9 protein-coding genes are annotated in these 11,699 nt (G+C 32.0%); all 9 read left to right on the top strand.

What is annotated here, in order from left to right; translation table 11 throughout:
- A partial coding sequence (locus ACYVTD_RS01745; RefSeq protein WP_461246057.1) for a glycosyltransferase family 2 protein occupies positions 1-968 on the top strand: 968 nt, incomplete at its 5' end.
- Between the two features lie 66 nt (positions 969-1,034).
- On the top strand, positions 1,035-2,429 hold the full coding sequence (locus ACYVTD_RS01740; RefSeq protein ID WP_461246056.1) for a YidC/Oxa1 family membrane protein insertase: 1,395 nt from the start codon (positions 1,035-1,037) through the stop codon (positions 2,427-2,429).
- Positions 2,430-2,506: 77 nt separating this feature from the next.
- Positions 2,507-3,709 carry a hypothetical protein gene (locus ACYVTD_RS01735; protein WP_461246055.1) on the top strand — a complete coding sequence of 401 codons (1,203 nt, stop codon included), beginning with the start codon at positions 2,507-2,509 and terminating at the stop codon, positions 3,707-3,709.
- Between the two features lie 4 nt (positions 3,710-3,713).
- Positions 3,714-4,697, top strand: a complete 984-nt coding sequence (locus ACYVTD_RS01730) for a glycosyltransferase family 2 protein (RefSeq protein ID WP_461246054.1) — start codon at positions 3,714-3,716, stop codon at positions 4,695-4,697.
- On the top strand, positions 4,690-7,182 hold the full coding sequence (locus ACYVTD_RS01725; protein ID WP_461246053.1) for a YidC/Oxa1 family membrane protein insertase: 2,493 nt from the start codon (positions 4,690-4,692) through the stop codon (positions 7,180-7,182). Before ACYVTD_RS01730 ends, ACYVTD_RS01725 begins: the two co-directional genes overlap by 8 nt.
- A 1-nt stretch (position 7,183) precedes the next feature.
- Positions 7,184-8,038, top strand: a complete 855-nt coding sequence (locus tag ACYVTD_RS01720; RefSeq protein ID WP_461246052.1) for a glycosyltransferase family A protein — start codon at positions 7,184-7,186, stop codon at positions 8,036-8,038.
- Positions 8,035-9,318: a glycosyltransferase family 4 protein gene (locus ACYVTD_RS01715; RefSeq protein WP_461246051.1), complete on the top strand. Its 1,284-nt coding sequence runs from the start codon at positions 8,035-8,037 to the stop codon at positions 9,316-9,318. The genes ACYVTD_RS01720 and ACYVTD_RS01715 overlap by 4 nt, the downstream gene beginning before the upstream one ends.
- A gap of 3 nt (positions 9,319-9,321) precedes the next feature.
- Positions 9,322-10,395: a glycosyltransferase family 4 protein gene (locus ACYVTD_RS01710; RefSeq protein ID WP_461246050.1), complete on the top strand. Its 1,074-nt coding sequence runs from the start codon at positions 9,322-9,324 to the stop codon at positions 10,393-10,395.
- The gene (gene aepX, locus ACYVTD_RS01705; RefSeq protein WP_461246049.1) at positions 10,392-11,696 is read left to right on the top strand and encodes a phosphoenolpyruvate mutase; all 1,305 of its coding nucleotides are present in this window, start codon (positions 10,392-10,394) and stop codon (positions 11,694-11,696) included. Before ACYVTD_RS01710 ends, aepX begins: the two co-directional genes overlap by 4 nt.
- Positions 11,697-11,699 lie beyond the last annotated feature (3 nt).

Genomic DNA, 11,699 nt, shown 5'->3' with positions numbered 1-11,699 from the left:
CATATAACGTTGAAAAATATATAGAACGGGCAATATTATCTGTTCTTAACCAATCATTTCATAATTTTGAAATAATTATTGTTAATGATGGCTCTATTGATAAAACTAAATATATAATTGATGGATACGCGCAAAAAAATGAAAAAATAAAAGTAGTGACTCATTTTAAAAATGAGTCACAACATATTGCCCGTATGGACGGCGTTGCCGCCTCAAACGGACAATATGTTGTGTTTCTTGATGCGGATGATTTTTTTTTAGATAATGCGCTTAATATCTTGTATAATGAAATACAAAATAATCCTGGAAATGATTTTTATGAATATGGATATATTGAACAGCCATTTGGTAATATTGTATTTTCTTCGTTTACAGAAAAAGACAGATTTACCGCCTACTTTTCAAATGATAAATATCCTGCACATACAATGTGGAATAAGGTTTATGATTCTAGTTTAATAAAGAAAGCATTTGCGTCCCTTGAGCGAGTATATATAAATAATGCTGAAGACGCTTATGAATCTATAGTAATTTCATATTATACGAAAAATATTCATATAATAAAAAAAATAATAATAAATTACTCAATCGGTACGGGAATATCAACAACATATAAGGATTATAAAAAAATATTAGATTTAATGCAATCTATAAAAATAATGTTTACCTTAGTTAATAATTTTATTAATAAAATAAATCAAAATGTTAATATTGATAATCTTTATTATAGGTTCTTTGATTATTTTATTAATAATTATATTACTACGCAAGAGAACGAAAGAGATAAAATTAATTTATTATTAAAATTAAACGATTATTTCAATGATAAAATTATTTTAAAATATTTATATCTCAATAGAGAGAGCTTAAATAATGAATTAATTTCTGTCCGTAATTCCATTGATTATCGTCTTGGTAGGTTATTATTATACCCATTAAGAAAAATAAAATCATTATTTAAATTATAACCTTGTTATTTTAAACTTATTTATTGATTAAATAAAAAAAGTCCAGCAAAATAGGAAGCAATAAAAATGCCTAACATTTTATACACATTAATAATATTCCCCATAGAACAGTTAATAGAGCTCTGTTACGCCCTTATTTTCCGACTGACCAAAAGTCCAGGCTTGTCCATTATAGGGTTAAGCATGGCTGTAAGCACCATTATTCTTCCCATCTACCTTATGGCTGAAGAAAAACAAAAAGCCGAAAGAGAAAGACAAAAACAAATGAAGGGGAAAATAGACAAGATAAAAGCGGTCTTTAAAGGCGACGAAAGATACATGCTCACCTCAACTCTCTACCGCCAGAATAATTACCACCCTATTTACGCACTTAGCAACAGCCTGGACTTATTCATACAGATTCCCTTCTTTATTGCCGCTTATCATTTCCTGCATAACCTTGAACTGTTAAACGGACAAAAATTTAAATTTATCGCTGACTTGGGCGCTCCCGACGGACTGCTTTGGGGCTTAAACCTTTTCCCTATTCTTATGACGCTCATTAACTGCGTTTCTGGCGCGATATACGCTAAGGGACTTCAGTTAAAAGACAAAATACAGCTTTACGGAATTGCTTTAGTGTTCCTTGTTCTGTTATACAATTCGCCCGCGGCGTTGGTTTTATATTGGACGTGCAATAATATTTATAACTTAGTTAAAAACATTGTACTAAAGAACGAAAAACTAAAAAAATTAATATATCCCGCCATTATTCTGCTAATTTATTGTTTCATTGTTTATATACTTTTATTTTCTCACGAGATCGGCAGATACAGACGTTTCATATTAGCGTTTATTACTGGATTCTTAATTTTACTTCAGTATAGGAAACAAATTATTGAACATATCGGTAAAATATTTATTACAAAAAACACCGCTCTTGACAACGCTGATAAAACATTCGCCTTGTCATTAGCGGGAATATTTTTATTAATCGGGCTTGTAATACCGTCAAGCCTTATAGCTTCCAGCGTGGAGGAATTTTCATTTATAAAGCCGTTTTCCTCTCCTCTGCCCTTTATAGGAATTACTCTATTACAGTCCGCGGGAATATTATTATGGCTTGTATGCATATACTATTTATTCAAAAAACAGGTACGCCAAGTTATTGCATTTATTTTAACCGTGGCGCTCGGCGTATTTACGGTTAATGTTTTCTGTTTCAAGATTAATTACGGTTTTATGACGCCGGATTTGAACTTCTCATTTTTCCATCCTGTTCCGGGAAAAGAAAAGATAATAAACATTCTTGTCCTGCTGTTCGCAGCTTCGGCTATAATGCTACTTTTACTTATAAGGAAAAACAAGATTCTTCTTGCCTTGCAAAGTATTCTTGTAATATCGCTTTTATGCTTTGGAATAACAAATATATATAAAATCAACAAGAATTTTGCTATAGTAAGCGCGGGGGGGGGGGGATAACTTTAACTTCAGATAACTTAGGAGACTTTAAAAAATATTATACTTTTTCTAAAAATGGAAAGAATATAATCTTAATCATGCTTGATTATGGTTTATCCAGTTATGTTCCATACCTTTTTGAAGAAAAACCAGAACTTTTTGATTCCTTTAAAGGTTTTACCTATTATCCAAATACGACGTCATTTGGCGCTCATACTATTCATGGTTTCCCCGGAATCTTTGGTGGTTACTACTATACTCCGCTTGAGATACATAAACGTAATAAAGAATCATGGTATAAGGAATATACAAAAGCTTTACAAGTATTACCAATAATTATGGCAGAATCAAACTACAATGTAGCAATATTAAATCAGTTTTGGCCTGATTATTCTTACTTTGATAAATATGATAATATTTCCGCACATGACACAAGATTTGATTTTATTAATAATTATTGTTATCAATTTAAAAATGATTTTATTTTTAAAGATTATAATAAAATATTATCCAATACATTATTGCGATTCTCCTTATTAAAAGTTTCTCCATATATTTTACATAGTATTCTTTATAATGACGGTAAGTATTTGTATTTTAATGAATTTATTGACTCTTCATATTCAAAATATACTATAGACAGTTATGCTATTCTTCATTACCTTCCAAATATCACAACAATATCCGAAAACAATGAAAATAATTTTACAGTGTTTGTAAACGATCTTGTTTGTCAAGCAGATTTTATGGAAGCACCTGATTATAAACCATCAAACAATATAACCAATAAAGGTAATGGCACTTTAGCAGAAGACAAACGTTATCATGCAATGATGTCTTCTTTTCTTCTTCTTGCAAAATGGTTTGATTATTTAAAAGAAAATGAAGTTTATGACAATACACGTATTATTATTGTCTCTGATCATGGATTAAGAGCACAAAATCCATTTCATCATAAAAATAAATTGCCAGATGAGAGAGAATTATTGGAATTCAACTGTTTATTAATGGTAAAGGATTTCAATACTAATTTTAAATTAAAAACAGATAATAAATTTATGACAAATGCCGATGTTCCTCAGATTGCGACGGAAGGTCTTGTTTATCCACTAATAGACCCATTCACCGATAAAGAAATGACTATAGAAAAGAATAATGGCGTAACTATATTTACTAATGATATTTGGGAACCTGTTATTTTCAATCAAACACATATCAAGCCTAATGAATGGCTCTCTGTTAAAGACAATGTTTTTGAACCCTCAAATTGGTCTAGAGTAATTATTAAAGATTTTAAATAATATAATGACATTTTCTATAATCATTCCGGTTTACAAAACAGAAAAATTCATTAATGATTGCGTTAAAAGCGTTTTATCACAGTCATTCTCAGATTATGAATGTATTTTAGTCGATGATGGTTCCCCAGATAATTGTCCGTTACTATGCGATGAGTTTTCAAAAAAAGATAATCGAATAAAAGTAATTCACAAGGAAAACGGCGGTTTAAGTGATGCCAGAAATATTGGAATACAACAATCTAAAGGTAATTATATTATCTTTTTAGATAGTGATGATAAATTACAGAATAATGACACTCTAAATAATTTATATGAAGTAATTCAAAAATATAAAACAGATGTAATTGTCAATGTTAATATTATAGAATTTTCCAATGATGGAAAATCGTCATTTATATATAAATTTTCTAAAGACATTGTACTTGCTTCACCAAATGAAATAATAAATGAATTTAATAAAACTGGTATGTATTTTGCTGGTTGTTTTTTTTTGTTAAAGAAAGATTATTTAGTAAAAAATAATTTGTTTTTTAAAAAAGGTATTACACATGAAGATGAACATTGGATGCCGAGAGTTCTTTTTAAAACAAGAGAAATAGCCGTGAATCATTATCCATTCTATTCATATAGAGTTGCGAGAGATGATTCTATTACATCAAATATTTCAGCAAAGAAATTATTCGATTTACTTGATATTATAAATGATTTATTAGTTTGGTCAAAAGAGGAAGATAACTATACAAAAGAAGGCTGTTTATATATGCAAGGAAAAGCAATAGCGTTATATTATGATGTTTTTAAATTTAGCGAGGCAATAAAACATAAAAACAAAAAAGCTTTTTATAATATTCATAAACAATTAAAAAGCATATCTAAAAGAATACCTAATAACTTTAAGGGGAAATACCTTTTATTTACGAAAATTATTGGATTATATAACACTGAAGTTTTGCGTAGATTTTATATAAGAATAAATAAAAATGCATAATGTTTTTTATACATTAATAATATTCCCAATAGAGCAGTTAATAGAACTCTGTTATGTCTTTGCACTTCGCATAACCAAAAGTCCCGGCTTGTCCATTATAGGGTTAAGCATGGCTGTAAGCACCCTTATTCTTCCCATCTACCTTATGGCTGAAGAAAAACAAAAAGCCGAAAGAGAAAGACAAAAACAAATGAAGGGGAAAATAGACAAGATAAAAGCGGTCTTTAAAGGCGACGAAAGATACATGCTCACCTCAACTCTCTACCGCCAGAATAATTACCACCCTATTTACGCACTTAGCAACAGCCTGGACTTATTCATACAGATTCCCTTCTTTATTGCCGCTTATCATTTCCTGCATAACCTTGAACTGTTAAACGGACAAAAATTTAAATTTATCGCTGACTTGGGCGCTCCCGACGGACTGCTTTGGGGCTTAAACCTTTTCCCTATTCTTATGACGCTCATTAACTGCGTTTCTGGCGCGATATACGCAAAGGGGCTTCAGTTAAAAGACAAAATACAGCTTTACGGAATTGCATTAATATTTCTTATTCTGTTATACAATTCACCCGCGGCGTTAGTTTTATATTGGACGTGCAATAATATTTATAACTTAGTTAAAAACATAGTTTTAAAAAAAATTAAGTTTAAAGAAAAAATTATTATAAAAGACGCTGTAGTTGGCGAAACTAACAAAATTTTCTCCTTGTCCGTTATAGGAATATTTTTATTAATAGGGCTTGTAATACCGTCAAGCCTTATAGCTTCCAGCGTGGAGGAATTTTCATTTATAAAACCGTTTTCCTCCCCTCTGCCTTTTATAGGTATTACTCTCCTACAGTCCGCTGGAATACTGTTATGGCTGGTTTGCATATACAGTCTGTTCACAAAACGCGTGCGCCGTGTCATGACATTTATTTTAACTGCCGCGCTTGGCATATTTATGGTAAATGTTTTTTGCTTTAAAACAAACTATGGTTCTATGACACCGGATTTAGTTTTTTCATATTTTAACTCTATTTCTGCAATATACAAAATAATAAATATCCTTGTTCTTTTATTTACCGCCGCTATTATAATATTACTTTTATTAAAAAAGAAAGAAAAAATACTCCTTGCATTGCAAAGCATTCTTGTAATATCGCTTTTATGCTTTGGAATAACTAATATATTTAAGATCAACAAGAATTTTACTATGGTAAGCGCGAGGGGGTTAACTTCAGACAACTTTGAAGGCTTTAAAAAATATTATACTTTCTCAAAAAACGGAAAAAACTTAGTAGTTATTATGCTTGACAAGGCAGTATCAGGCTATGTCCCATATATTTTTGAAGAAAAGCCTGAACTTCTTGATTCTTTTAAAGGTTTCACTTACTATCCCAATACAATATCGTTTGGTCAAATGACGCTACATGGTTTGTCAGGCATATTCGGCGGTTACTACTACACGCCGCTTAGCAGACAAAATAGAAAGAACGAAGATTTCTATGACAAATTGTATGAGTCATTACAAATTCTTCCAAGAATAATGGCGGAATCAGGTTTTAATGTTTCTGTATACAATCAAGATTATATTGATAATTCAGTTTATAATAGTTTTGAAAATATAACCGCGCAGGATAAACCAGGCGAATATACCGAATATTATTTAAATAATGTTAATCCTATTAAATTAATGGATTTTAACAAAATACTTTATAACAATCTTATACGATTTTCATTCTTTAAAACTTTTCCTATTATATTTAACTCTTTCCTTTACAATGACGGTAAATATCTTTCATTATTTGAAATTAATAATTATCCAAATTCTACTATGGGATATTATTCATCGCTTTATTTTCATTCTGATATAACTGAAATAAAAAATGATAATTCCAATTATGCAACTATGTTGATAAACAGTTTAACGCATTATCCTGCATTTATGCAGTATCCTGATTACATTCCTTCAGACAATATAACCAATAAAGGAAACGGTCAGTATTCACAGGAAGTTTTTTATCATATAAATATGGCATCATACATTCTTCTTGCAAAATGGTTTGATTTTCTAAAAGAAAACGGAGTCTATGATAATACACGCATTATTATTGTTTCTGATCATGGAACCAGAGAAATAGAACCTTTTCCAAAAACCGTTAATATCCCCGATATTAAATATTGGCAGCTTGAAGCTTCCATTGCCCTATTATTGGTAAAAGACTTCAACGCTGACTTTAAACTAAAAACAGATAATACTTTTATGACAAACGCCGATGTTCCTCATATCGCGGCGGAGGGTCTTGTATATCCGTTAATAAACCCATTTACCGGGAAAGAAATGTCTATAGATAAAAACGACGGCGTAACAATAACTACCTGTGATATTTGGGAACCCGATAAATTAATTCGGGAAGGAATCAAACCCGATGAGTGGCTTCATGTTAAAGACAACATATTTGAGCTTGGAAACTGGTCTAAAGTAATTATTAACGATTAAAATGTTAACAATCGGAATACCAACTTACAACAGAAAAAAATTATTGGAATTAATGGCGTCATCGCTGTATGAGTCCGATATTTCAATATCTCATAACATCAGAATATATGATGATTGCAGTACAGAATATGGTCTTGAAGAATTAAAAAAACTATTTCCAACAGCGGCGTCTATAAAAATTAACGAAGTAAATTTAAAAGCTGATAAAAACACATACCAGATGTATCATGATTTTCTATCCACATCAGATGAATTACTTTTTAACGCCGATTCTGACCTAATCTTTAGCAAGGACTGGCTGAATACAGCCCTTAGATTACTAAAAAAAACAAACGGTATTTTATCTGTCTTTAACGCAAACTCACATGAGGCATACAAAATAATTGACGACGAATTATGTCTAAAAAAAACAATAGGCGCTGCCGGGACATTGTTTCATCGGGATAGGGTTGCGGAATTTATGGCAAATATAGTTTCGCCGGACACATTAACAGAAATTGATTGGCGGTTCTCGGAATATTTTTATAGTATCGGATTACCTATTTTTTGCGTTAACAACAGCTTAGTTCAGCATATTGGCTATTTTGGACAACATGCCAAATATTACTTTGACTTTGGAAGAAATTTTAAAATTGAAACATCAAAACAAGGACAAATTATAAATGATATATTTGAGAACTTTATTGATGATATAAGAAAACTAGAAACGGAAAGAACAGAGTTTTATGATAAACGCGACAAAGATTTTATTTATCATTTTAAGCATTGTTTTGTTCTAATATTAAAAAAAATATTACCGGAAAAATCGTTTTATAAATTAAGATCTAAAATATATGGACAAGAAATAGATACATGACAAAAAAACTAAATTTACTTTACGATGCCACCATTTTTGCCAACAGTTACATAAAAGGCTCGTCTTACAGAACGGGAATTTATTTCGCGGCATATAATATACTAAAATATTTTGCTGACGATCAGCATTTTAACATTACCCTTTATGTTCATGATAGTTTACATAACGCTAAATATTTTAAAAAGGACATTTTATTATCTCGATTCCCTGTTTGCCTTAATTCAAAAGAAACGCCTGTTTTTAATATAGGCGTTCATAAAAGAAATATTAAAACGACCAATAATATTATAAAAAAAATAATTTATGGTTTAAAAATATTAAAAAATTATTTATTTATGTTTGTATATAACCGTAATAACAAAGCATTATTAAAATCAATAGATATATTTTTCTCTCCTATGTGTCCTGTTGTTACAGAATTAACTTCTTACCCGAATATAAAACATTTTATTGTTTTACATGATATGATACCCGTAATATTTTATAAAGATTCCGTTAATTTGGATAATGATCGATTCAGCATAATTATTAATTCATTAAATAAGAATACTTATTATCTATGTAATTCTAATCACACAAAAAACGATTTCCTAAAATATTACGGCGATAGATTAGATGAAAAAAAGACTATCGTTATTCATCATGCGACATCTCAAAACTTTTACCCTGATTACGATAAAACAAAACTTGCCACCGCACTTAATAAATATAAAATTAAACATAAAGATTCCAATAAATATATTTTCTCGCTTTGTAATTTAGAGCCTAGAAAAAATTTATTGTTTACAGTTAAATGTTTTATTAAGTTTATTTCAAAGCATAATATTCAAGATTTATATTTCTATCTTGGCGGTTCGCAATGGAATAAATTTATTCTTCAGTTAGAAAATGAGATAGAGCATTTTAACGAATATCGGGATAAAATTGCCGGACTTGGATATGTAAATGACAGCGATGTAAATGTTCTTTACAGTAATTCATTGTTTTTTACTTTTATTTCCAAGTATGAAGGCTTTGGCGTACCCCCATTAGAAGCAATGCAAGCCGGAACTCCCGTTATCACTTCAAACAGTTCTTCCCTGCCGGAAGTTGTAGGAGATGCGGCAATAACGATTGATCCTGACAGCGAAGATCAATGTATTAAGGCTTTTGAAGATTTATATTTTAATGAAGGTTTGCGAAAAACTTACATAGAAAAAGGTCTTGAACGGGCAAAACTTTTTTCATGGGAAAAAACCGCAAATAAAATGAAAGAAGTAATTATTGAAGCTGTAGCGTAAAATATGAGTTTACAAAAGAAGGTTTTAATCAATGGTGATTTTCTTTCCCGCAGGCTTACAGGCATAGAGCGTTATGCGTATGAAATTACCAGACGTTTGGATAATCTTTGCACAAAAGATGAGATTGCCATTGTAATTCCGTCTCATGTAGAAAATATTCCGGTATATAAAAATCTTGAAGTTATCAGACTGGAGAAAAAAAGTAATTCAAACATTCGTTGGCAAATGCTTACATTGCAGTGGTTTTTACTCACGCATAGAAAATATACCATTCTTGAATTCGGCAACACTGCCCTTCCCTTCGCTCCCGGAATTGTTTTTTTGCATGACATTTACTGTGAATTTTTTCCTGAAGACTTTGTAAGCAAAAGAGATAAATTCACAAGACTTTACAGCAGAATTCAATACCGTTTTATCGCATACTTGGCAAAAAAAATAGCGACTGTTTCTGAATACAGTAAAAAAGAAATAAGCGAGACGTTTAATATTGCTCCTTCAAGAATAGATGTAATTTACAGTAGTGCGGATCATATTCGTGATATTGAACCCGATTTTTCTATATTTGAGCAATTTCCAGAGCTTAAAGAAAAACAATTCTTTTTTTCATTGGGAAGTTTATCAAAACGTAAAAATATTAAATGGATTATTGAGTACGCAAAAAGACATCCCGAATCGACTTTCGCTATTTCAGGAACCAGTCTTTCAACAGTAAAAGTAAATGAATTGGACGATGAGATTCCAAAAAATATAATCCTGTTGGGTTATCTTGACGATTCCAAAGTAAAAGCCCTAATGACAAAATGCAATGCTTTTATTTTGCCTTCCTACTACGAAGGTTTTGGACTTACTCCGCTTGAAGCCTTATCCTGCGGCGCGCAAATAATTATCGCAAAAGCGGCAAGTCTACCTGAAATCTACGGAAATACGGCGCATTATATCGATCCATACAGCATCGACATTGATCTTGACATTCTGCTTAACGAACCTGTTGAAAAACCTGACACTATTATTGCCAAATATTCCTATGACATTTCCGCAAAAAAAGTATATAATATTATAAAGGATTTTACGCTATGACCAAGAATTCAAAGACAGTATACCTCGGAATGCGCGGCGATATTATTCACCCCGGCATAATCAACATTATTCGCCAAGGCGCGATACTCGGCGAATTAACAGTAGGACTTTTAACCGATGCCGCTATCGCGTCGCATAAACGCCTGCCATATTTAACCTATGAACAAAGAAAAGACGTTATTGAAAACGTAAAAGGCGTCGCGCGTGTAATCCCTCAGGAAGAATGGAGTTATGCGCCTAACTTACGAAAGTTAAAACCCGATTATATAATTCATGGGGACGATTGGAAAAGCGGTCCTTTGCGGAAAGAACGCGACGAAGTTTTTGCCGTTATGAAAGAACTTGGCGGAGAGGTTATTGAGATTCCCTATACTGCGGGAATTAATTCATCTTCAATTAATGAGGCGATACGTTCCATTGGAACAACGCCGGACATTCGCCTTAAAACGCTTCGCAGACTTCTTGAGACAAAGCAGATTGTAAGAATTATGGAAGCTCATTCCGGTTTGTCCGGTTTAATAATAGAAAATCTTGAAATTGAAAAAGAAGACGGCTTGCACAGTTATGACGGAATGTGGTCTTCAAGTTTAACCGACTCGACAAGCAAAGGTAAGCCCGACATTGAAGCGGTTGATCTTACTACACGCTTACATGATTTAACCAATATTCTTGAATGTACAACAAAGCCGATAATTTTTGACGGCGACACAGGCGGACAACATCTTTCCTTTACGGTAAAAACACTTGAAAGAAACGGAATATCGGCGGTCATCATCGAAGACAAAACAGGGCTTAAAAGAAATTCGCTGTTTGGCACTGACGTTAATCAGGAATTATGCCCCATTCCCGAATTCTGCGATAAGATAAAAGCCGGCAAACAGGCGCAAGTAACAAAAGAATTTATGATTATAGCCCGTCTTGAAAGTTTAATCGCAGGTTTTCCAGTCTCACACGCAATGGAAAGAGCGAGAGCTTTTGTCGAGGCTGGAGCTGACGGCGTTATGATACACAGCAAAGAAAAATCAGGTGATGATATAAAAGAATTTTGCACTCTTTTCCGCGCCGAATATCCCCATGTGCCTATTGTTCTTGTTCCTACAACGTATAACAAATTTACAGAGAAAGAGCTTGCGTCTTGGGGCGCGAATATTATTATCTACGCAAACCATATGCTGCGCTCGGCATATCCTGCAATGGTAAACACTGCGAAAATGATTTTGGAAAACGAACGCTCTCTTGAAGCAGATTCTGTTTGTATGCCAATAAAAGAAATACTTGAATTAATTCCTGGCGGCAAGTAGGAA

This window comes from Treponema sp. R6D11, assembly GCF_054786075.1.
Note: the sequence above shows the minus strand (reverse complement) of the source record. Positions and strands in the feature narration are given on the sequence as shown.

Excerpts from the sequence above, each read along its gene's own strand:
- ACYVTD_RS01740 (WP_461246056.1), top strand. The coding sequence starts at position 1,035 with ATGCCTAACATTTTATACACATTAATAATATTCCCCATAGAACAGTTA.
- ACYVTD_RS01735 (WP_461246055.1), top strand. The coding sequence starts at position 2,507 with ATGCTTGATTATGGTTTATCCAGTTATGTTCCATACCTTTTTGAAGAA.
- ACYVTD_RS01730 (WP_461246054.1), top strand. The coding sequence starts at position 3,714 with ATGACATTTTCTATAATCATTCCGGTTTACAAAACAGAAAAATTCATT.
- ACYVTD_RS01725 (WP_461246053.1), top strand. The coding sequence starts at position 4,690 with ATGCATAATGTTTTTTATACATTAATAATATTCCCAATAGAGCAGTTA.
- ACYVTD_RS01720 (WP_461246052.1), top strand. The coding sequence starts at position 7,184 with ATGTTAACAATCGGAATACCAACTTACAACAGAAAAAAATTATTGGAA.
- ACYVTD_RS01715 (WP_461246051.1), top strand. The coding sequence starts at position 8,035 with ATGACAAAAAAACTAAATTTACTTTACGATGCCACCATTTTTGCCAAC.
- ACYVTD_RS01710 (WP_461246050.1), top strand. The coding sequence starts at position 9,322 with ATGAGTTTACAAAAGAAGGTTTTAATCAATGGTGATTTTCTTTCCCGC.
- aepX (WP_461246049.1), top strand. The coding sequence starts at position 10,392 with ATGACCAAGAATTCAAAGACAGTATACCTCGGAATGCGCGGCGATATT.